Raw genomic sequence first — 21440 nt, forward strand, 5'->3', positions numbered from 1 at the left:
GGCGGAGACGACCACGACCACCACCTACCGGGAGGCGATGCGCGAGGCCATGCAGGAGGCGATGCGCTCCGACGACCGGGTCTTCCTCATGGGCGAGGACGTGGGCCGGTACGGCGGCTGCTTCGGTGTCAGCCTCGGTCTGCTGGAGGAGTTCGGCCCCGATCGCGTGCGCGACACCCCGCTCTCCGAGTCCGCCTTCGTGGGCGCCGGCATCGGCGCCGCTCTGGCCGGCCTGCGGCCCGTCGTCGAGATCATGACGGTCAACTTCAGTCTGCTGGCCCTCGATCAGATCCTGAACAACGCCGCCACCCTGCTGCACATGTCGGGTGGTCAGCTGCCCGTCCCCCTGGTCATCCGGATGACGACGGGCGCGGGACGGCAGCTCGCGGCGCAGCACTCGCACAGCCTGGAAGGCTTCTACGCGCACATTCCGGGCATCCGTGTCCTCGCTCCGGCGACGATCGAGGACGCACGTCACATGCTCGCCCCCGCACTCGCCGATCCCGACCCCGTGGTGATCTTCGAGCACGGCACCCTCTACAACGCCTCCGGCGAGCCCGCTCCGCCGAACGCCTCCGTGGACCTGGACCACGCGGCGATCCGCAGGCCCGGTACCGACATCTCCCTCATCACGTACGGCGGTTCGCTGCCCAAGGTGCTCGCGGCGGCGCACCTGCTGGCCGACGAGGGCATCGACGCCGAGGTGATCGACCTGCGCACGCTGCGGCCGCTCGACGGCGCGACGATCGCCGCGTCCGTGGCCCGTACCCACCGTGCGGTGGTCGTCGACGAGGCGTGGCGCACGGGGAGTCCGGCCGCCGAGGTGTCCGCCCGCATCGCCGAGGAGTCGTTCTACGACCTGGACGCTCCCGTCGAGCGGGTGTGCAGCGCCGAGGTGCCCATTCCGTACGCCCGGCGGCTGGAGGAGGCCGCCCTGCCGCAGACCGCCGACATCGTCGCCGCCGCGCACCGGGCGGTGGACTGACCATGGGCGAGTTCACCATGCCGTCACTCGGCGCCGACATGGACGAGGGCACGCTCGTGGAGTGGCTGGTGGAACCCGGCGCCCCCCTGCGCAGAGGCGATCCGGTCGCGGTCGTCGAAACCGCGAAGTCCACGATCGAGGTGGAGTGCTTCGAGAACGGGACGATGGGACAACCGCTCGTCGAGCCGGGCGCGACGGTACCGGTGGGCACACCGCTCGCGCTGATCGAGACGGCGGCCGAAGCACGCCCGAAAGCACGGAAGCCCCACAAGCCCCACAAGCCCCACAAGCCGCAGAAGGAACCACAGGGTCCACCCGCGCCCGAGCCCGCGCGGCCCGCCACGACCGTCGAACCCGCCCCGGCCCGCACGCCGGTGGCGGCCTCCGGGGCCCGGGATCGCGGCCCCGTCGAGGCAGGCCCCTTGATCCGGCACCTCGCGGAGCGGGACGGCGTCGATCTGGCGGCCCTCCGGGGCTCCGGCCCGGCCGGCCGGGTCACCCGGGCCGACATCGAACGGGCGGCGGCAGCCGCGACCACCGCCCGGACCTCTCGTCCCCGGGCCACCCCCCTCGCCCGCCGGCGCGCCGCCGAGCTGGGCGTCGACCTGTCCACGGTGACCGGCACCGGAAGGGACGCGGCCATCCGTGCCGAGGACGTGACCCGGGCGGCCTCCGGACAGGCCGGCGCGTCCCCGCCCCCGCCCCCGCCCCGGACCACGGACGCGGTGCGTGCCGCCCGCCCCGCCGGGGAGCGGGCGCCGGGCATGCGTGCGGCGATCGCACGGCTGATGACCCGCGCCAACCGGGACATCCCGCACTACTACCTGTCCACCACCGTCGACATGACGGTCCCCATGGACTGGCTGCACGACCACAACCGGCGCGCTCCGATGTCCGGACGGCTGCTGCCGGCGGCCCTGCTGCTCAAGGCGGCCGCCCTCGCGGCACATGAGGTGCCCGAGCTCAACGGCTTCTGGGCCGACGACCGGTTCACCGCCGGTGAGGGCGTCCATCTCGGCCTGGCGGTGTCCTTGCGCGGCGGAGGGCTCATCGCCCCCGTCCTGCACGGGGCCGACACTCTGGATCTGCCCGCGTTGATGAGCGCCCTCAAGGATCTGGTCACCCGCGCCCGCACCGGCAGGCTGCGCGGTTCCGAGGTGTCCGACGCCACCCTCACGGTCACCAACCTGGGCGACCAGGGTGTGGAGACCGTGTTCGGTGTCATCCATCCGCCGCAGGTGGCCCTGGTCGGCTTCGGGCGGGTCGTCGACCGGCCGTGGGCCGTCGACGGGCTGCTGGGCGTGCGGCCCGTCGTCACCGTCACCCTCTCGGCGGACCACCGTGCGACGGACGGCGCCGTCGGGGCCCGCTATCTCACGGCGGTCGACCGTTTCCTGCAGAACCCGGAGCAACTGTGAACCGAACCGACGCCCTCGAGGTGGTCAAGGAGGCGATCACCCAGGTCGTCCCCGACGCCGACCTGGACACGCTGGGTCCCGACGACACGTTCCGGGACGCGCTGGAGATGGACTCGCTGGACTTCCTCTCCTACATCGAGATCCTCGCCGAACGTACTGGTGTGCGGATCGACGACGCGGACACCCCGCGGCTCACCACGCTGTCCGGCAGTGCCGGCTTCCTCGTCGCCCATGTGCCGTGAGAGGTGTCCCCGCCGCCCCGGCGGGGACTCAGTGACCGGCTGCCGGGACGCCGAGTGGCGGAGCCGGCGAAGGGGACGCGGACGAACTCCGCCCGCACCGCTCGCCGTCCGTCAGTCCGGCTCCATGTAGGGGCGGCGGAAGACCGGGGCCTGGCCCGTGCCCCACGGGCGCACGGCGGCCAGTGCCTGGACCACCGCCGCCTCCAGGGGGCCGCCGGTGTCGACCGCGACGGCCTCGGGCCACGGCGGCTCCTTCGCCGCCATCGCGGTGGCCACGGCGACGTCCGCGTCGGACACCGACGCTCCCGCGGCCCGGGAGCCGAGACGGGCCCTCGACACCTCACCGGGGACCTGGCAGTGCAGGGCCACCAGATCCGCACCGGTGCGTTCGGCCGTGCGCAGGGCCGCGTCGCGCTGTCCCGTGTCGGACCAGGTGGCGTCCAGGACGACGGACTCCCCCGAGGACAGCAGGACGGCTGCCCTTTCGAGCAGGGCGGCGTACGTCCGGCTCGTCCACTCCGGGGTGTACAGGCCCTCGCCGTAGCCGGCCGCCGCGGACTGCTCCGCGGGGATGCCCGCCAGCTCCTTGCGGAGGCGGTCGCTGCTGAGCAGGGTCACTCCCAGACGGTCGGCCAGGGCTCCGGCGAGCGTGGACTTCCCGCTGCCCGGCATCCCGCCCACCAGGGTCAGACCGACGGCCGAGGTGCGCAGGTGCCGCAGGGTCGCCGCGACGAGCCGCCGGGACACCGCCTCCGCTCCGTGCGCGCCCTGGCGCGCACGGATCAGGGAGACCTTGGCGCGGACGAACGCCCGGTAGGCCACGTAGTGGTGCCACAGCGAGGGGGGCGCGGGGTCGCCGGAGTACTCGCTGTACCGGGCGAGGAAGGAGGCGGCTGATTCCGGGGCACCGAGCTGTTCCAGGTCCATGGCGAGGAAGGCGGCGTCGTCGAGGCCGTCCACATGGCGGAGCCGGTCGTCGAACTCCAGGCAGTCCAGGATGCGGGGGCCGTCGTCGAGGCAGAAGACGTCCTCGGCCAGCAGGTCACCGTGACCGTCGACGATCCGTCCCTCCCGGATCCTCGCGTCGAACAGCTGCTCGCGGCCGGTGAGGTAACGGCGCACCAGCCGCGCGGCCTCCTCCACGCCGTCGGGCAGGGGAACCTCGCCGGCCAGGGCGCGGACCTGCGCGAAGCTCGCTTCCCACCTCGACAGCAGTGCGTCGCGGCTGCCCTGGACGTCCACGTCCGGGCTGCGGGGCGCGTCCGCGTGGCGGGCGGCAAGCTGTCTGGCCACGGACCGCAGAGCATCCTCGACGGGTGCGCCCTCGCGCACCAGCCGGGACAGCCGGCGCTCCGCCGGCATGCGGCGCATCACGACGAGCGGTTCCGCCTCGTCCGTATGGGGGAGCTTCGTCTCCCCCACCCCCAGGTAGATGTCCGGGGCGAAGCGGCGGTTGAGGGCGACCTCCTGTTCGCAGGCGGCCCGGCGGGCCGCCACCGTGGTGTAGTCCAGGAACGTCAGATCGACCGGCTTCTTGATCTTGTAGGCCAGATCACCGAAGAGGAGCACGATCGCGGTGTGCGTCTCGTGCAGCTCCGCGCGCGGAAACGTGACACCGTCGGGGGCGGAGCCCGAACGGAGCACGGAGGCGTCGCTCCCGTGCCCGGCTGTCATCGCTTCCCTCCGGTCGTCCGGCTCAGTCATGGGGGACGACCGCGACGGGGCAGTGTGCGTGGTGGAGGGCGGCCTGGGCGACGGGTCCCAGCCGAGGTGCCGGAACACGGTGGTGCCTGCGCCGGCCGACGACCAGCAGCCCGGCGCCCCCGGCGGCCCGCACGACCGCCCGTGCGGGGCTCTCCAGACCGACGCTGTCGGCCACCTCCACCCCCGGGTACTTCTCGCGCCATGGATGGAGCACCCGCTCCAGTTGCGTCCGCGCGTCCTGCGCGATCTCGTCGCCGACCTCGTGGTCCACCCCCCAGGGAACGTGGGCGTGGACGGGCAGGCTCTGTCCGTGGACGGCCCGCAGCGCCACGTTCCGAGCCGCCGCCGAGGTGAAGGCGAACTCGAGCAGGTCGTCGCAGGGGCCGTGCAGCTTCAGCGCGACCACGACGTCGCCCGGCCCCTCGGGTGCGGCCGGGGGGACGCCGGCGTCCCCCCGGGCCCCGGCACGGACCAGGACGACCGGCCGCTCGGCATGCGCCGCGACCGACATGCTGATGTCGCCCAGGAAGTAGCTCTCGACGCGTTCCAGCCCGCGCGAGCCGAGTACCGTCATGGAGGACTCCGACGCCGCCTGCAGCAACGCGTCCTGGGCCTCGTCCGCCACCAGACTGCCGACGACGGCGAGACCCGGATGGAGCGTCCGCAGTTCCGACTGCGCGTTGTGCACCAGCCGCTTGGCCCAGTAGTTCTGGTCGATCTCGGAGGGGACCTCGGTCGGTTCCGGCGCGAGCATGGGCCACGCGTGCAGCAGGCGCAGTGTGCACATGCGGTGCTCGGCCTCGTCCGCGGCCCATCGGGCGGCGGCGAGACTCTCGGGTGAGCCGTCGAGCCCCACGGTGATCACTGGCTCCATGGCGCCTGTCTCCCTATCGTAAGAACCTGGAAAGGTGACCGGACAGACCTCTTTTCAGGAGGCGCGGAACACCACACGGTGCCTGCCACCGCTTATTCGAGAGTTACCGCAAACCCATCGGCGGTGCACGCGGACCCGACGCCGGCCGGGACGCGAAGGGTGAGGTCGAGCAAAGGGATCAGAGATGGCTGCAACGATGCCCCTGGTCGTGGGGGTCGACGGCTCGGCGCCGAGCCTGGACGCGGTGGACTGGGCCGCCCGCGAGGCGGTCCTGCACGCGGTGCCGCTGCACCTGGTGCACGCGGCGGCCCCGGGTCAGGACGCGTCCGGTCCGATCACCACGGCCTCGGAGCGCGCCGAGGACGGCGCCGCCGGCCTGCGGCTGTCGACCGAGGTACCGCGCGACGACGCGGTGTCGGCCCTGCTCCGTGCGGGACGGAAGGCTTTCGCGCTGGTGGTCGGAACCAGGGGGCGCGGCGGGCTCACCGGACTGCTGCTGGGCTCGGTCGGTCTCGCCGTGGCGGCGCGGGCGGACTGCCCGGTCGTCGTCGTGCGCGGCTCGCGGGAGCACCGGTCCGGCCGGTTCGGAAGGATCGTGGTGGGAGTGGAGGACGGTGAGGAGAGCGACACGGCCGTGGAGTACGCCTTTCGTGAGGCTCATGTGCGGCGGTGCGAGCTCCTGGCCGTCCACGCCTGGAGCGCACCGCCCGGCGCGCTCCCCGAACCTCCTCCCGGGTCGTGGTACGCGCTGGAAGCCCACCGCCGCCCGCCCGCGCAGGTGCTCGACGACGCCCTGCGCGGCCCCGCGAAGCGGTACCCGGGCACCACCGTGACGCGGCGGGTGGTCGAGGGGCCCGCGCGGCAGGCGTTGCTGGAGGCAGCGGCGGAAGCGGATCTGCTGCTCGTCGGCGCCGGCGAACGGCGTGGCCGCCCCGGTCTGCAACTCGGCGTGATCAACCACGTGTTGCTGCATCACGCACCGTGCCCGGTGATGGTCGTACCGCGGACGTGAACGGCGCGCGGCCCGGGAGGGCCGCGCCAGGAGCCGGCACCTGAGCCCGAAGGACCGCCCCTCAGGGACCTTCGGCCCAGTGACCGGAGCCCGCCGCCGTTCGACGGTGGTGGTAGGCGAAGCGACCAGCGCTTGGTGCTGGAGGCCCGAGATGGGTACCCGGGGTTCACCGTACGCGTCCGGCCCGCTGCCCCCCGTCCGGGGGACCGGGAACGGTCACCGGCCGGCCGCTGACGAAGCGCCGCCCGGCAAGCGGCCGGTTCGCCGGAGGTATGACGGTGACCGGTGTGACGGCCGAGGTCCTGCCGAAGCGGGCAGGCGTCCGCCACGTGCTCGACCGCAGGCCGTACGCGCGGCGGGACGCCGGGCGGGATGGAGGAGGTGGCGCTGATGTCCGAGGCGACGACCACCGATCTGTACGAAGTGACCATGGCCCTGTCCTATGTGCGCGAGGGGATGGCCGCTCCGGCGACCTTCAGCCTGTTCGTCCGTGATCTGCCGTCCGAACGCGGCTTCCTGGTCGCGGCGGGGCTGGAGTCGGCCCTGGACTACCTGTCCGGCCTGCGGGTGGGCCCGGAGGACGTCGACGCCTTCGCCACCGCGCTCCACCGCCCGCGACGGGATGTGGAGCCCCTGCTCGGACTGCGGTTCACCGGCAGTGTGCGAGCCGTGCCGGAGGGGCGGATCGTCCTTGCGGGAGAGCCCTTGCTCGAGGTCACCGCCCCGCTTCCGCAGGCCCAGCTGGCCGAGACGTACGTGCTCAACCTGCTGAGCCATCAGACGATGATCGCCTCGAAAGCCGCTCGCTGTGTGCTCGGGGCGGCGGGGCATCCGGTCGTGGACTTCTCGCTGCGCAGGACCCACGGTCCGCAGGCCGGCTTCGAGGCCGCGCGGCTCGGCGCGATGACGGGATTCGCGGGGACCAGCAACGTGGCCGCCGCCACCGCCCTGGACATCCCCGCCGTCGGCACGATGGCCCATTCGTTCGTGGAGGCGTTCGCGGACGAGGAGGAGGCGTTCCGCGCGTTCGCCCGGTCCCACCCCGGCCCCGTGACCTTCCTGGTCGACACCTATGACACCGAGGAGGGCGTCCGCGTCGCGGCAGGTGTGCTGCGGGACCTGAACCGGGGACCGGGCTGCGCCGTGCGTCTGGACAGCGGCGATCTGGGGGCCCTGGCGGTGCGCGCCAGGGCCCTGCTCGACGAGGCGGGCCTGCCCGATGTCCGTGTCACCGTCAGCGGCGGTCTCGACGAGTACGCCGTGGACGACCTGGTCCGCTCCGGGGCACCGATCGACGTCTACGCGGTCGGCACACGCGTCGGCGTCTCGGCCGACGCGCCGTATCTGGACTCGGCCTACAAAATGGTGGAGTACGACGGGCGTCCGGTCATGAAACTGTCCTCGGCGAAGGTGACGGCACCTGGGCGGAAGCAGGTGTTCCGGCGGCCCGGTTGCGTCGACGTGATCGCTCTCGCCGACGAACGGCCACCGCCCGACGGCGAACCGCTGCTGGAGACGGTGATGCGGAACGGACAGCGCACCGGCGACAGGTCCACGCTCGGCGCGTGCCGGGAGAGGTTCGCCGCCGACCTGGCCGGACTGCCGGCGGCCGCCCGGCGGATCCGTGCCCCCGTAGCACCGCGGGCGACGCCCTCCGAGCGGCTCGGCGAGCTCACCGAACGGGTCCGGAGCCGTATCACCGAGCGGACAGCGGCCGCGGCCGCGGGGCGCGGGAGGCCGGGGCGAACCCGCGCGAGGCACTACCGCTCCGTCCCGAGCTGAGGAGGACAGCGATGTCGCACACCATGGAATGGAAGACCCGCCTCTACCTCTTCGAAGAGGAGGGAACCACGAAGGCCCGCGCGACGATCGACACCGGGACCACGGTGCTCACCGGGCACGGCACCGCACGCCGGAACCCGGCCGACCCGGATGTGCCGGAGATCGGTGACGAACTGGCGGCGGGCCGGGCCATGCGGGATCTGAGCCGGCAACTGCTGGACATCGCCGAGCGCGACGTCGAGGGCATCGGCGCGCCCCGGCCGGATCCGGCCGTCGGGTGGCCGGTGTGAGCGCACTCCGCGCCCGGCGGACCACCTGGATCCGGCGCTCGTCCGGGCAGAGCCCGGACCGGTGAGCGGCGGATCCGTCTCCGCGGCCGCAAGCACCGCCGCGGATCAGACACCGAGGAGGAACGACCGATGACACTTCCCGCACACCGCAGCAGGGGTCCGCTCTCCGGATGGGACCCGCTCCGGGAGCTCGAGGATCTGCGCACCCGGATGGATCAGCTGATGCACTCCACCTTCCCCTTCCCCGGCAGGGGTTTCCCCGAGGGCGGGGCCGAGGCGTGGGCGCCGTTGGCCGATGTGGAGGACACCGAGGACGCCTACCTGATGGAGCTGGAGCTCCCCGGTGTCGACAAGGACCGGATCACCGTGGAGATCTCGGACGGCGAGCTCGACATCCACGGCGAGATCAAGGAGAGGGAACGCACGGGCGTGCTCCGCAGGCAGACCCGGCACGTCGGGCAGTTCGACTACCGCACGAGTCTGCCTCCGAACGTCGACACCGAGCACATCACCGCGGAGCTGGCGGACGGAGTCCTCACCGTGCGCGTCCCCAAGGCCGAGGAGGCCAAGCCGCACCGCGTCGAGATCACCGGCTGAGAGGAGGCGGGACCGGCCGGCGTGCCGTGCGGCGGCACGGGCCGGTGCCCGCCCCTTCCGTCACCCGGCGGTCCTTCGCCGGTCACGTCAGGGGGAATCGCACATCGGTACCTTCGGTACCTGAGGAAAGGGCGGCCACCATGCACGCTCACCTGGGCGATCAACTCGTCGTCGAGAGTCCGGCGACCGGCGTCCCGCGGCGCGACGGCGAAATCGTCGGACTGCACCACGACGACGGCACACCCCCCTACGACGTGCGCTGGTCGGACACGCAGGACGTGACACTCGTCTTCCCCGGCCCCGACGCCCACGTCAAGCACCTCGGACACGAACCCGGAACCGATACCGGCGCGCCCTCGCCCGGCCACCGGCCCAACCCCGGCGACATCGGCCGCCGGATCGCCGCCGAACGCGAACGGCAGGGACTGACCCGGGAGGAGACGGCCCGCCGCGCCCGGATGGCACCGGACTACCTCGCCTACCTCGAAGAGCGTCCCGGCGACCCCAACCTGGCCACCCTCGTCCGGCTGGCCGCGGCCCTGCACACCGACGTCCAGGCACTACGCGGTGGTGGTGCCGACCTGCCGCCCGGCCAGGGCATGGCACTGCTGCACCCCCACCTGCGGGACCTCGGGCCCGACGAGTGCCGGACCCTGCTCTCCACACACGGTGTCGGACGCATCGCGGTCGCCACGCCCGAGGGCCCCGCGGTGGTGCCGGTCAACTACGAGGTCGTCGACGACGCCATCGCCTTCCGGACCGCTCCCGGCTCCGTACCCGCGGCCGCCGCCGGCACGGAGATCGCCTTCGAGGTCGACCACCTGGACGAGGCCATGAGCCAGGGGTGGAGCGTTCTCGCCGTCGGCCCCGCGCAGGCGGTCACCGAACCCGACGACGTACGACGCCTGACCGCACACGCCCACACCACTCCGTGGGCCGGAGGCGAACGCGAGATGTGGATGTCGATCCGGCCCACCCAGCTCACGGGACGCCGCATCACCACGGCCGGGCGGTGAGCACGCAGTCCTCCGACGGCGAACGGGTGGGTGAACACCTCCGGTCGGCGGGGTCCGGATCGCGGAGGTGTCCTGAGTGCCCGGGCCCTCGCTCCGCGGTGGCCGTTCCCCGGCGTCCGCAGGGGAGTCCCGGCGCGTCCGGCTTCCTCCCCGTCACGAGCCGGCCACGCGGACCGCCGTGACCTTGTACTCGGGGCAGGACGTGACGGTGTCCGCATGGCCGGAGGTGAGGCGGTTGACCCCGCTCGCGGGGAAGTGGAAGGAACAGAAGACCTGGCCGGGCGTGGTCTGCTCGCCGACACGGGCGATGAGACGGGCGCTGCCGTGGCGGCTCTCCACGGTGACCGGCTCCCCGTCGCGCACGGCGTACCGGAGGGCGTCGCCGGGGTGCAGGTCGAGCCCATCGACGGGGTCGAGATCGAGGTTCGCGCCGTGCCGGGTCATGCTGCCGGAGTTGTAGTGCGCCCAGCGCCGGCCGGTGACCAGGACGAGCGGGTAGTCGTCGTCGGGGTGTTCGCCGGGCGGCAGATAGGGAGCCGCGGCCAGGTGGGCGCGGCCGTCGGCGGTGGCGAACCGGTCCCGGTAGAGCTTCGCCTCGCCGGGGCGACCGGGCTCCGGGCAGGGCCACGGAACAGCGCCCTGCCGGTCCAGCCGGTCGTGGGACAGCCCGGCGAAGACGGGGGCGAGACGGCCGCACTCGGCGAGGGCGGCCGCCGGTGTGGGGCAGCCGAGGTCGGCGCCCATGGCCGCCGCGACGGCGTGCACGACATCGAAGTCGCTGCGTGCCTCCGCCGGCGGGGGCACGGCGGGGCGCACCCGCTGGAACCGGCGGTCGAAGTTGACGAAGGTGCCGTCCTTCTCCAGCCAGGACGTGACGGGCAGCACCACGTCGGCGCGGCGGGCGGTCTCGGACAGGAACAGTTCGCTGCACACGACCAGGGGGCACGCCCGCAGGGCCGCGGCCACCTGGTCGGCGTCGGGATCGGTGGCGCACACGTCCTCCCCGATGACCCACAGCGCCCGCAGCTCCCCCGCCCGCGCGGCGGCGAACATGTCCGGGATGCGCAGACCGGGCCGGCCGGGAACCGGGACGCCCCACACCGCCTCGGCGCGGGCCCGCGCCACCGGGTCGAGCACCTTGCCGTAACCGGGCAGGAGATCGGGCAGCGCGCCCATGTCGGAGGCACCCTGGACGTTGTTCTGACCACGCAGCGGATTGACCCCGTACCCGCGGTCGGTGCCGACGGCGCCGCACAGGATCGCCAGGTTGGCCAGGGACCGCACCCCGTCGGTGCCGTGCAGGTGCTCGGTCACCCCCAGGCCGTAGACGATCGCGGGGCGTCGGGCCTCCCCGTACAGCCGTGCCGCGGCGATCAGGCCGTCGGCGGGCACGCCGGTGAGGTCCGCGACCCGGTCGGGCGGGTAGTCGGCCAGCAGTTCGGTGAGCCGGCCAAGGCCGGTGGCCCGCTCGCGCAGGAACGCCTCGTCGACGAGTCCTTCGGCGAGCAGCACGTGGGCGAGTCCGTGGAACAGCGCCACATTGGTGCCGGGGCGGGGCCGCAGATGCACATCGGCGTGCGCGGCGAGGCCCACGGCGCGCGGATCGACGACCACCAGCCCGGCCCCGCGCAGCACGCTCCGCAGCAGCCGCGCCCCGACCACCGGGTGGGCCTCGACCGGGTTGGCCCCCACCACCAGCAGGCAGTCGGACCGTTCGACGTCGTCGAAGCTGTCGGTGCCGCCGGACAGGCCGAAGGAGGCGGTCAGTCCGGCCGCGGACGGGGAGTGGCACAGGCGGGAGCAGTTGTCGACGTTGTTCGTGCCGATGACGGTCCGCATGAACTTCTGGACGAGGTAGTTCTCCTCATTGGTGGCACGGGCCGAGGAGATCGCCGCCACGGCGTCCGGGCCGCCTTCCGCGACGGCCGCGCGCAGCCCGCGGGCGACATGGCCGAGCGCCTCGTCCCAGCCGACGGGCTCCAGGCGGCCGTCACGCCGCAGGAGCGGCCGGGTGAGCCGTTCGGGGGAGGTCAGGTAACCGTGCGCGAAGCGGCCTTTGACGCAGGCGTGCCCCTGATTGACCGGGCCGTCGCGGGCCGGGAGTACGGCCGTGACCTCGCCGCCCGTGGTGACGACGTCCAGGGTGCAGCCGACACCGCAGTATCCGCAGGTCGTGCGGGTCGCCGACGGCCGGCGGGCGGAGGTCAGCCCGCGTGCCGGGCCGGGTTCGGTGAGCGCGCCGGTGGGGCAGGTGTCGACACAGCCGCCGCACGCCACACAGTCGGACTCGGCCCAGGGCCCGCCGGTACCGGGCGCGACCACCGTGTCGGCGCCCCGGCCGACCAGGGTCAGGGCGAAGGTGCCCTGCACCTCCGCGCACATGCGGACGCACCGGCCGCAGGCGATGCACAGGTCCCGGTCCAGATGGACGTAGGGGTGGGAGTCGTCCCCGCCCCGGCCTCCGGCGCCCCGCGCCGTGCCGGGGCCGATACCCGACGCCCGGCAGAGTTCGGCGAGTTCACTGGGGTTGTCCTCGGCGAGGGCGCGGGGCGGCAGTGCCGAGACGATGACCTCCACCGCCTCCCGGCGCAGCCGGCGGAGCCCGTCGGTGCCGGTCTCGACGTGCACACCGGGGCCGGCCGGGGTCACACAGGCCGCGACGGTCCGCCCGCCGGCGCTCACGAGGCAGGTACGGCAGGACCCGGCCGGGCCGGTCCGCTCGTCGAAGCACAGCGAGGGCAGTTCGACGCCGGCCGCCCGCACCGCCGTGAGGAGGGACGCTCCCTCGGGCACAGTGACACCCGTGCCGTCGACCCGGATCTCGACTCCGGTCATGGCTCCCATCCCGCCAGTCGGTCGCCGTAGACGCGGGCGAGGCTGTGTACGGCGGGCGGGATGCGCCGCCCGAACGCGCACAGGCTCGCCTCGGCGAGGACGTGAGCGAGCCGCTTCCACTCGTCGCCGGGTCCGGTGCCGGCGTCGGCCAGTTCCCGTCCGCGGCGCGAGCCCACCCGGCAGGGGGAGCAGGCGCCACAGCTCTCCTCCGCCGCGAACTCCCACACATGCCGGAGCACGTCCCGTGGCGCCGTGTGCTGATCGAAGGCGACCAGTCCGGCATGACCCAGTGCGGCGCCGCGGGCGGCCAGGCCGGCCGTGGTGAGCGGTACGTCGAGTTCACCGGGGGCGAGGAAGCCGCCGAGGGGACCGCCCACCTGGAGGGCCGCCGGCTCACCGCCGTCCTTCAGGCCGCCGCCCAGCTCGGTGACGATCCGCAGCAGCGAGGTACCCAGCTCGACCTCGTACACCCCCGGCCGGGCGAACCGCTCCGAGAGGCAGACCAGTTTCGTGCCGGTCTCCTCCGGCGTCCCGCGCCGGGCATAGGCGTCGCCGCCCCGGGCCACGATCCAGGGGACGGCCGCGAGGGTCTCCACATTGTTCACCACGGTCGGCGCGTCCCACAGGCCGCGCGTGGTCGGGTACGGCGGGCGGGGCCGGGCGCAGCCCCTGTCCCCTTCCAGGCTCGCGATGAGCGCGGTCTCCTCACCCGCCACGTACGATCCGGCGCCCTCGACCACCTCGACGTCCAGGGCGGTGTCCGTACCGTGCACGGAGGGACCGAAGTGCCCGTCGGCGTAGGCTTCCCCGACCGCCTCCCGCATCCGTGCCCGCGCCCTCGGATACTCCGAGCGGACCAGCACCACGCCCCGGCGGGCGCCGCAGGCGAAACAGGCCAGCGCCAGTCCCTCCAGCACCCGCCGCGGGTCGTCCTCCATCAGCAGCCGGTCGGCGTACGACCCCGGGTCCCCCTCGTCCCCGTTGGCCACGACCACGGTGCCGGGCGCCCGCCCGGCCGCCTCCCACTTCGCCGCGACCCGGAAGCCCGCTCCCCCACGTCCGCGCAGCCCGGAGGCGGCCACCTCCCGCTGGATCCGGTCGGGGTCGCCCGACCTCACGATCCCGGGCCACACCTGCCACGCCGGCTCACCGGCGACCACTCCTGCCAGCAGGACGGGGTCGCCGGTGTCGTCGGACACCGGGATCCGCGGAGCGGACGGTGACGCGCGCCCGGTCAGCTGATCGGCGAGCGCGGGCCCGGTGCAGGGCGTGGCCCCGTCGAGCGCGGCGGGGCCGGCGTAGCAGTACCCCAGACAGCGGACGGCCTGCAGCGATGTCCCGCCGTCGGATGAGACGGTGCCCACGGTGACATCCAGTTCCTGCTCCACCTGGGTGATGTGCCGTCCCGCCTGCGCGGCGAAGCACGCCGTCGCGGAGCAGACCCGCACATGGCGACGGCCGTGCGGGGCGATGAGATCCGCGTAGTAGGCGGCCGGTCCGAGTGCGGCGGCCGCGGGGAGGCCCAGTCCGGCGGCGACCGCCGGGGCCCAGCTCCCGGGGCCGGCCGCCGAGCCCTCCCTGGCGTGGGCCAGACGCTCGACGAGCCGCCCGCCGGCTTTCCCGCGCCGTTGTGAAAGGGCGCGGAGAGCGTCGAAACGGCCGGTGGGGCGTGGGACAGCCATGCCTTCATCGTGGCGGCAGTGATGCGACACCACAATCGGACCGGCCGATGACGTCCCGTCCGGCGAAGGATCGGCTTGAATGAGCGCGTCAGAAGGTCACGGTCAGAAGGTCACGACCGCGTGAAGGACCCGCCCACGCGCCGGAATCATCCGCGCGCGTGCGCGATGTGCTCGGAGACCGAGACGACGCCGTCCACGCTCCGGCACAGCCGTTCGATGACAGGGATCAGCATCTTGATGTCGACGACCCCGCCGAGCGTCACCCGCCCCTCGCGCACCTCGACGGTGACCTGTTCGGCCGCGGGGCCCAGCGTCCGTCGCAGAACGTCCCCCGTGATCTCGTCATGGATGGCGTCGTCGCGGCGCAGGAAGATCCGGAGCAGATCGCTCCGGCTGACGATGCCCTGAAGCCGGTCGGTCTCGTCGACCACGGGCAGTCGCTTGACGTTCTGCACCGCCATGAAGCGGGCCGCCTCGACCACGGTCCACTCGGGACGCGCGCACACGGCGGGGGCCGACATGAGCTCCTCGGCCCGGGTGCCCTCGGCCTTGGCCCGCTCCCATGCCTCGAGGTGCGGGATCGGCGTCCGCCCGGACGGGTCGGGCTGAGAAGACGTCTTGCGCAGCAAATCGGCCTCGGACACCACGCCCATGGGCCGGTCCAGCTCGTCCACCACCGGTACGGCGGTGACGTCGTTGTCTCTCAGCAGTTCGACGATCTCCTTGAAGGGCATGTCACGCCGCGCCCGGACCACGTTCCGGGTCATGAGCTGTGCGACCGTGCGGTGCTGCATGATGTCGTCTCTCTTCCGGTGGACCGTCCGGACGGCGGCAAGGGTCACCCCTGCGGTGACGACGCGTGCCACAGCCTCATTGTGAGGAAGCGGCGACACCCGTGCGACCTCAGCAAGTCCGCCGAGGCGTGGACGGTCTGGTGCCGGACGCGCTCGGGTGACGACGCGCTGATCAACCTCCGTCTTCGAGGAGCACGGCGATGTCGCGGGCCGCGTCGCGGGCCGGCCGTCCGACGCCGATGAGCGTGGCGGAGGCGGGTCCGGTCCAGTCGCCGTATCCGAGGAGGTGCAGACGGGGCTCGTCCACGGCTCGGGTGCCTGTCGTGGGAATGTGGCCGCGTCGGCCGCGCAGTCCCAGGGGTGCCAGGTGGGAGAGAGCCGGACGGAAGCCCGTGCACCAGATGACCGCGTCCGCCGGCGCACGCGTTCCGTCGGCCCGGACGACGCCGTCGCGGTCAAGGCGCACGAACATCGGGGACGCCGTGAGCAGCCCGGCGTCCCGGGCCTCTCGGACGGGCGGTACGGCGACGATATCGCCCAGCGAGGCGACTCCCCCGGTGTCGGTGCGCCCCTCGTCGAGGGCGCGGCGGCGGGCGGTGGCCGCGTCGAACAGGGCGCGGCGGCGGGCGGTGGCCGCGTCGAACAGGGCGCGGCCGTCGATGTCGTCGGCGAGGAAGCGTGGCGGGCGCTGGGTCACCCAGGTGAGCTCGGTGTCGTGGGCGAGGTCGGCGGCGATCTGCGCGCCGGAGTTGCCGCCGCCGACCACGAAAACACTCCCCCAGCCTCCGGCCGGGGGGACCCCCAGCCCGGCGAAGTCGCGCGGGCTGCGGTAGCCAACGGTGTGCAACTGCCGTCCGCGGAAGGCCGAGCGGCCGGGAACCGCGGGCAGGAAGGGCCGCCACCACGTGCCGGTGGCGCTGACGACGGCCCGGGCACGCCAGGTACCCGAGTCGGTCTCCACACGCAGGCGTGCGCCGTCCCGGTGGACGCCGAGGACGCGTACGGGGCGGTGCACCGCAAGCCCGTACCGGCGCTCGTACTCGGTGAGGTAACCGACCACGTGGCGTGCGTCCGGGTACGCCTCCCCCGCCTGCGGGGGCATCGGCCACCCCGGCAAGGAGGAGTACGCGGCCGGCGAGAACAGGTGCAGGGATTCCCAGGTGTGCCGCCAGGCGCCGCCCGCCTCGGCCTGGGCGTCGAGAATGACGAAGTCCAGGCCGAGGCGGCGCAGGTGGTAGCCGGCGGCGAGCCCTGCCTGGCCGCCGCCGACCACCACCACGTCCGCGTGCCGCGTCATGAACCCGGCTGCGCCATGGTGAACTTCCGGCGCCAGGCCAGCGAGACGTAGACGAGCGCCACGAGCACGGGTACCTCGATCAGCGGGCCCACGACGCCGGAGAGCGCCTGACCGGACGTGACCCCGAAGGTGGCGATGGCGACCGCGATGGCCAGCTCGAAGTTGTTGCCCGCCGCGGTGAAGGCGAGGGTGGCGGTGCGGTCGTAGGCGAGGCCGATCGCCTTGCCGAGGGCGAAGGTGCCGAACCACATGACGGCGAAGTACACCAGCAGCGGCAGCGCGATGCGGGCCACGTCCAGCGGCTGCGAGGTGATCGTCTTTCCCTGCAGCGCGAACAGGATGACGATCGTGAACAGCAGCCCGTACAGTGCCCACGGGCCGATCTTCGGCAGGAACTTCCGCTCGTAGCTCTCGCGGCCCAGCTTCTTCTCGCCGATGCGCCGGGTGAGGAATCCGGCAAGCAGCGGAACACCGAGGAAGATGACCACGTTCAGGGCGATCTCCCACATGGAGATGTCCAGGTGCTCGCCGTCGCCCAGGCCCAGCCAGCCGGGCAGCAGGTCGAGGTAGAACCAGCCGAGCAGGCCGAACGCGATCACCTGGAAGACGCTGTTGAGGGCGACCAGGACGGCGGCGGCCTCGCGGTCGCCGCAGGCGAGGTCGTTCCAGATGATGACCATGGCGATGCAGCGGGCCAGACCCACGATGATCAGGCCGGTGCGGTACTCGGGCAGGTCCGACAGGAAGATCCAGGCCAGTGCGAACATCACGGCCGGACCGATGATCCAGTTGATGACCAGTGACGATGCCATGAGCTTGCGGTCGCCGGTGACGGCGTCCAGCTTGTCGTACCGGACCTTGGCCAGGACCGGATACATCATGATCAGCAGGCCGATGGCGATCGGCAGGGAGATGCCGCCGATCTCGACCTTGGCCAGGGCGTCGTTCAGGCCGGGAATGGCCCGCCCGAGCCCGAGGCCGACGGCCATGGCGATCAGGATCCAGACGGCGAGGAAGCGGTCGAGCGTCGACAGCTTCGCGACGACGGAGGAATCCCCGGCGGTCGTGGGTGCTTCGGTGCGGGTCACGGGCAGGCCCTCTTGTTTCCGGCGGCGTTGCGGGCGGACTCGGCCAGGTCGGCGAACTGGCCGGCGAGCGAGGCGATGACGTCCGGGCGCACCTTGTAGTACGTGTACCGGCCGCAGGGCTCCGTCTCGACGACCCCGGCCTCCCGCAGCACCCTCAGGTGGTTGGAGAGGTTGGTCTGCCGCGCGCCGGTCTCCTCCACCAGATGGGTGGTACACAGCGTCTCTTTGGCCAGCAGGGTCACGATGTGAAGCCTGAGCGGGTCGGCCAGAACCCGGATCAGGTCAGTGTCGACTGACGTCATCATGGGCTGATAATCTCACATCAGTGGTCGCTGACATCACCGGGTGCTGATGCGATCCGTCCGTTGCGATCCATGCCCGTCCCTGTTGCGAGACAAGAGAGAAACCTCTGATGTCCGACAAGCCCTCCGTGCTCTTCGTCTGTGTCCACAACGCGGGCCGTTCCCAGATGGCCGCGGCGTGGATGAGCCACCTGGCCGGGGACCGTGTCGAGGTCCGTTCCGCCGGTTCCGCGCCCGCCGGCCAGGTCAACCCGGCCGCCGTCGAGGCCATGCGTGAGGTCGGCATCGACATCTCCGCCGAGACCCCGAAGATCCTGACCGTCGACGCGGTCAAGGAGTCGGACGTCTGCATCACCATGGGCTGCGGCGACACCTGCCCGGTCTTCCCCGGCAAGCGCTACCTGGACTGGACGCTGGACGACCCGGCCGGCCAGGGCGTCGAGGCCGTCCGCCCGATCCGCGACGAGATCAAGAAGCTGGTCGAGGGACTGATCGAGGAGATCGCGCCGGAGAAGACGGCATGAGCGACGCCCCCTCGCATGCCCGGCCCTTCGTCACGGGCCGGGCGCGCGAGGCGCGGCCTGCCGCGCTGCTGTCCGCCCGGCGTGGTGCCTGATCGCGGGCCCGCCTCGGGCACCGGTCAGCCGCGCAGGTCGAGCATGGCGGCCATGGCCGCGACCACGGACGGGGCGACCTGGTAGTAGACCCAGGTGCCGCGCCGCTCGGAGGTGAGCAGGCCGGCCTCGCGCAGCTTCCTGAGGTGGTGGGAGACGGTCGGCTGGGAGACACCGACGTCGGCGATGTCGCACACGCACGCCTCGCCGCCCGGGTGCGAGGCGATCCTGGAGAAGAGCCGCAGACGCACCGGGTCCGACAGAGCCTTGAACATGCCGGCCATCTTCTCCGCGTCCGCCCGGGAGAGTTCTCCGGCCGTGATCGGCAGGCAGCACGGCACGGCGTCGGCCCCCTGCAGGACGGTCAGCTCCACGTCTAATTTCGACATGTGTCTATGTTGACACTCATCGATACGAGTGCCACACTCCGACGTATCGACAAACATCGAAGCAAGGAGTCGTCGTGACGAGCGCCCTCCGTACCGCGCTCACCGCGGCCCGGGCCCGCAGCACCGCCCGTCACCTGGCCGACGTCCGCTTCTGCGCCAGCTGCGCCCAGGTCAGCACCGGCGCCGACCGGGCGGCCGAACGCCGACAGCGCACCCGGCCGACCACCTTCATCCACGCGGGCTGACCCCCTTCGCCCTTCAAGGAGACCGAGCATCATGAGCACCCAGCAGCTCCCCGTCGTCGTCATCGGAGCCGGTCCCGCCGGACTCGCCGCCGCCGCCCACCTCGTCGAGCGCGACATCGAGCCCCTCGTCCTGGAAGCGGGCGACCGGGCCGGCGCGACTGTGCGCGAGTGGAGCCACGTGCGCCTGTTCTCGACCTGGGGCGAGGTCGTGGACCCGGCCGCCGAGAAGCTCCTCGCGCCGACCGGCTGGACCAGGCCCGACCCGGCGACGTACCCGTCCGGCGGAGACTGGGCCGAGCAGTACCTCCAGCCGCTCGCCCACGCCCTGGGCGACCGGGTCCGCACCGGTGCCACGGTCACCGGCGTCTCCCGGGCCGGGCGCGACCGGATCGTGGACGCCGACCGCGAGGCCCAGCCCTTCGTCGTGCACGTCGCCCATGCCGACGGCCGTGAGGAGCGGATCCTCGCCCGCGCGGTGATCGACGCCTCCGGCACCTGGACCACCCCGTCCCCGGCCGGCGGCAGCGGCCTGCCCGCACTCGGCGAGAAGGCGGCGGCCGACCGCATCACGTACCGCGTGCCGGACCTGAAGGACCCGGCCGTCCGCGCCCGGTACGCGGGCAGGCGCACGGCCGTCATCGGCTCGGGCGCCTCCGCCTTCACCGCGCTCGCCTCCCTCGCAGAGCTGGCCGAGTCCGACGACGGCGCGGGGACGCACGCGGTGTGGATCCTGCGCCGGGGCATCTCCGGCTCCACCTTCGGCGGCGGCACCGCCGACCAGTTGCCCGCCCGCGGCGCGCTCGGCCTCGCCGCGAAGTCCGCCGTCGACGACGGCCACGCCGACGCCGTCACGGGCTTCCGCACCGCGGCGTTCGAACGCGACGGCGACGGACGTCTGGTCCTGGTGGGCGAGGACGGACGCCGGCTGGAGCCGGTGGACGAGGTGATCGTGCTGACCGGCTTCCGCCCCGACCTGTCCTTCCTCTCCGAGATCCGCCTGAACCTCGACGAGCGCCTCCAGGCCCCGGCCGACCTCGCCCCGCTGATCGACCCCAACCAGCACTCCTGCGGCACCGTCTACCCGCACGGCCACCGCGAGCTCTCCCACCCCGAACAGGGCATCTACCTCGTCGGCATGAAGTCCTACGGCCGCGCCCCCACCTTCCTCGCCATGACCGGCTACGAGCAGGTCCGCTCCGTCGTCGCCGCGATCGCCGGCGACCTCGACGCCGCCGACCGCGTCGAACTCACCCTCCCCGAGACCGGAGTCTGCGGCGGCGCGGGACTCTTCGACACCCCCGACGCCCAGCAGGCCGACGGCGGTGGCTGCTGCGCCGCCCCGGAACCCCAGCTCGTCCAGCTCGGCGCGCCCGCCGCAGTGGGTGCCGCCGCCGAGGAGGCTCCGGCGAACGGCTGCTGCGGCTGATCCCCAGTCACTGTCCATCCAGCAGGAGGTGGGTCGTTCTCCTCCCGCGTGCAACTCGCCCTCCGCGTCCCCGACCTCCAGGCAGCGATCGGCTTCTACGGCAAGCTGTTCGACGCCGAGCTCGAAAGTCCGCGACGGCTACGCCAACTTCGCCATCGCCGAGCCCCCGCTCAAGCTCGTCCTCTTCCAGGGCGAGCCGGGCGAGGACACCCGCATGGACCAGCAGGTGGTGTCGTTCTCCTCCCGGGTGGTGAGGCCGGCGTCGGCGAGGCGGCCGGTTGGCGGCCTGGACCTCGTCGAGATGTCGCTGGAGCCGCGGGCTTATCGGAGCCGATGTCCAGGACGCGGTGGCCGGTGACGTCGGTACTGGCTGTCGGCGGACGGCTGGTACTTGCCCTCGACCATGTCGGCGGCCACCGATGCGTCGAGGAAGTTGGTGCCAGCACCGCGAGCGGGGTGACCCGGTACAGGCCCTCGAAGAGGCGGAAGAGATTGATCTGGACGCGACCAGGAAACAGCACCACACCGTCACCCCGGATCTACCGCCGTCTGATCGACGAGCACTCCTCGTCCGAGGCGTTGCGTTGACCACTTGAACCCGCACCAATGAGAGGGCGCAAGCGTCCTGCGAGCAACCGCGCGGTCCGGCCAGGGACTGAGTCGGTGTTATACCTTGCTCGCGACCACCATGTAGTTCTCGGCCTCAAGATCGAACGTACTCAGTTCCGTTTGGAGTCCGACCCGGTGCAGCTCCACGGCCCCGGCGTAGTTCCGGGTTGATGTGGTTTGCCCGGTGATGTGTCGGTGGGCTGGGCCGGTTTGCCAGACGAGCGCGACTCCTGATGATC

Annotated in this window: 20 protein-coding genes and 2 pseudogenes; 12 read left to right on the top strand and 10 right to left on the bottom strand. The window is 72.8% G+C overall.

The genetic code is table 11. From position 1 onward, the window contains the following. Window positions 1-37: 37 nt before the first annotated feature. From ACIF9R_RS14535 to ACIF9R_RS14545, 3 genes are read left to right on the top strand one after another with little or no spacing between them, the layout of a single operon-like run. The gene (locus ACIF9R_RS14535; protein ID WP_399979114.1) at window positions 38-985 is read left to right on the top strand and encodes an alpha-ketoacid dehydrogenase subunit beta; all 948 of its coding nucleotides are present in this window, start codon (window positions 38-40) and stop codon (window positions 983-985) included. Between the two features lie 2 nt (window positions 986-987). Next, window positions 988-2403, top strand: a complete 1416-nt coding sequence (locus ACIF9R_RS14540) for a 2-oxo acid dehydrogenase subunit E2 (RefSeq protein ID WP_399979047.1) — start codon at window positions 988-990, stop codon at window positions 2401-2403. Further along, on the top strand, window positions 2400-2645 hold the full coding sequence (locus ACIF9R_RS14545; protein ID WP_399979050.1) for an acyl carrier protein: 246 nt from the start codon (window positions 2400-2402) through the stop codon (window positions 2643-2645). The genes ACIF9R_RS14540 and ACIF9R_RS14545 overlap by 4 nt, the downstream gene beginning before the upstream one ends. Window positions 2646-2756: 111 nt before the next feature. Here the strand turns inward: ACIF9R_RS14545 and ACIF9R_RS14550 are convergent, their stop codons facing one another. Together ACIF9R_RS14550 and ACIF9R_RS14555 are read right to left on the bottom strand one after the other, a co-directional pair. After that, window positions 2757-4238 carry an AAA family ATPase gene (locus ACIF9R_RS14550; RefSeq protein WP_399979117.1) on the bottom strand — a complete coding sequence of 494 codons (1482 nt, stop codon included), beginning with the start codon at window positions 4236-4238 and terminating at the stop codon, window positions 2757-2759. Window positions 4239-4341: 103 nt separating this feature from the next. Further along, a complete protein-coding gene (locus tag ACIF9R_RS14555; RefSeq protein WP_399979052.1) occupies window positions 4342-5223 on the bottom strand; it encodes a universal stress protein in 882 nt (293 codons plus the stop codon). A gap of 184 nt (window positions 5224-5407) precedes the next feature. On the opposite strand from ACIF9R_RS14555, the gene ACIF9R_RS14560 reads away from it, so the two are divergent. The 5 genes from ACIF9R_RS14560 to ACIF9R_RS14580 all read left to right on the top strand — a co-directional run bounded on the left by ACIF9R_RS14560 (window position 5408) and on the right by ACIF9R_RS14580 (window position 9920). Next, window positions 5408-6235: a universal stress protein gene (locus tag ACIF9R_RS14560; RefSeq protein ID WP_399979055.1), complete on the top strand. Its 828-nt coding sequence runs from the start codon at window positions 5408-5410 to the stop codon at window positions 6233-6235. 390 nt (window positions 6236-6625) lie between these two features. Further along, on the top strand, window positions 6626-8017 hold the full coding sequence (locus ACIF9R_RS14565; RefSeq protein ID WP_399979058.1) for a nicotinate phosphoribosyltransferase: 1392 nt from the start codon (window positions 6626-6628) through the stop codon (window positions 8015-8017). Window positions 8018-8028: 11 nt separating this feature from the next. Continuing rightward, complete coding sequence (locus ACIF9R_RS14570) at window positions 8029-8307, top strand: DUF1876 domain-containing protein (protein WP_399979061.1); 279 nt, start codon at window positions 8029-8031, stop codon at window positions 8305-8307. A 129-nt stretch (window positions 8308-8436) separates the two neighbouring features. Continuing rightward, window positions 8437-8904, top strand: a complete 468-nt coding sequence (locus ACIF9R_RS14575; protein ID WP_399979064.1) for an Hsp20/alpha crystallin family protein — start codon at window positions 8437-8439, stop codon at window positions 8902-8904. Window positions 8905-9044: 140 nt separating this feature from the next. Next, window positions 9045-9920 (top strand): pyridoxamine 5'-phosphate oxidase family protein, encoded by an 876-nt coding sequence (locus tag ACIF9R_RS14580; RefSeq protein ID WP_399979066.1) that lies wholly within the window; start codon window positions 9045-9047, stop codon window positions 9918-9920. Between the two features lie 153 nt (window positions 9921-10073). Here the strand turns inward: ACIF9R_RS14580 and fdhF are convergent, their stop codons facing one another. The 6 genes from fdhF to ACIF9R_RS14610 form a co-directional block, all read right to left on the bottom strand. Continuing rightward, window positions 10074-12755, bottom strand: a complete 2682-nt coding sequence (gene fdhF, locus ACIF9R_RS14585) for a formate dehydrogenase subunit alpha (protein WP_399979069.1) — start codon at window positions 12753-12755, stop codon at window positions 10074-10076. Beyond that, a complete protein-coding gene (locus tag ACIF9R_RS14590) occupies window positions 12752-14437 on the bottom strand; it encodes an NAD(P)H-dependent oxidoreductase subunit E (RefSeq protein ID WP_399979071.1) in 1686 nt (561 codons plus the stop codon). The genes fdhF and ACIF9R_RS14590 overlap by 4 nt, the downstream gene beginning before the upstream one ends. 146 nt (window positions 14438-14583) lie before the next feature. Further along, window positions 14584-15231, bottom strand: a complete 648-nt coding sequence (locus tag ACIF9R_RS14595) for a CBS domain-containing protein (RefSeq protein WP_399979119.1) — start codon at window positions 15229-15231, stop codon at window positions 14584-14586. A 172-nt stretch (window positions 15232-15403) separates the two neighbouring features. After that, on the bottom strand, window positions 15404-16528 hold the full coding sequence (locus tag ACIF9R_RS14600; protein ID WP_399979074.1) for an FAD-dependent oxidoreductase: 1125 nt from the start codon (window positions 16526-16528) through the stop codon (window positions 15404-15406). Then, window positions 16525-17616: an ACR3 family arsenite efflux transporter gene (gene arsB / locus ACIF9R_RS14605; RefSeq protein ID WP_399979077.1), complete on the bottom strand. Its 1092-nt coding sequence runs from the start codon at window positions 17614-17616 to the stop codon at window positions 16525-16527. Before arsB ends, ACIF9R_RS14600 begins: the two co-directional genes overlap by 4 nt. Next, window positions 17613-17921, bottom strand: coding sequence for an ArsR/SmtB family transcription factor (locus tag ACIF9R_RS14610; protein ID WP_399979080.1), 309 nt, complete (start codon window positions 17919-17921; stop codon window positions 17613-17615). The genes arsB and ACIF9R_RS14610 overlap by 4 nt, the downstream gene beginning before the upstream one ends. Window positions 17922-18028: 107 nt before the next feature. Between ACIF9R_RS14610 and ACIF9R_RS14615 the strand changes: the two genes are divergently transcribed. Beyond that, window positions 18029-18442, top strand: a complete 414-nt coding sequence (locus ACIF9R_RS14615) for an arsenate reductase ArsC (RefSeq protein WP_399979083.1) — start codon at window positions 18029-18031, stop codon at window positions 18440-18442. Window positions 18443-18558: 116 nt separating this feature from the next. Here the strand turns inward: ACIF9R_RS14615 and ACIF9R_RS14620 are convergent, their stop codons facing one another. Beyond that, window positions 18559-18921, bottom strand: a complete 363-nt coding sequence (locus ACIF9R_RS14620; RefSeq protein ID WP_399979086.1) for an ArsR/SmtB family transcription factor — start codon at window positions 18919-18921, stop codon at window positions 18559-18561. 74 nt (window positions 18922-18995) lie between these two features. On the opposite strand from ACIF9R_RS14620, the gene ACIF9R_RS14625 reads away from it, so the two are divergent. From ACIF9R_RS14625 to ACIF9R_RS14635, 3 genes and pseudogenes are all read left to right on the top strand, one after another. Further along, entirely contained in the window at window positions 18996-19166 is a 171-nt protein-coding gene (locus ACIF9R_RS14625; protein WP_399979087.1) for a hypothetical protein, read from the top strand. A 31-nt stretch (window positions 19167-19197) separates the two neighbouring features. Further along, window positions 19198-20592 (top strand): NAD(P)-binding domain-containing protein, encoded by a 1395-nt coding sequence (locus ACIF9R_RS14630; protein WP_399979090.1) that lies wholly within the window; start codon window positions 19198-19200, stop codon window positions 20590-20592. A 48-nt stretch (window positions 20593-20640) separates the two neighbouring features. Then, window positions 20641-20893: pseudogene (locus ACIF9R_RS14635) on the top strand (VOC family protein); the annotation flags it as partial. A gap of 365 nt (window positions 20894-21258) precedes the next feature. On the opposite strand, the pseudogene ACIF9R_RS14640 reads toward ACIF9R_RS14635, so the two are convergent. After that, a pseudogene (locus ACIF9R_RS14640) lies at window positions 21259-21440 on the bottom strand (hypothetical protein); the annotation flags it as partial.

The sequence above is a fragment of the Streptomyces sp. NPDC086080 genome, from assembly GCF_044540255.1.
Taxonomy (GTDB): domain Bacteria; phylum Actinomycetota; class Actinomycetes; order Streptomycetales; family Streptomycetaceae; genus Streptomyces.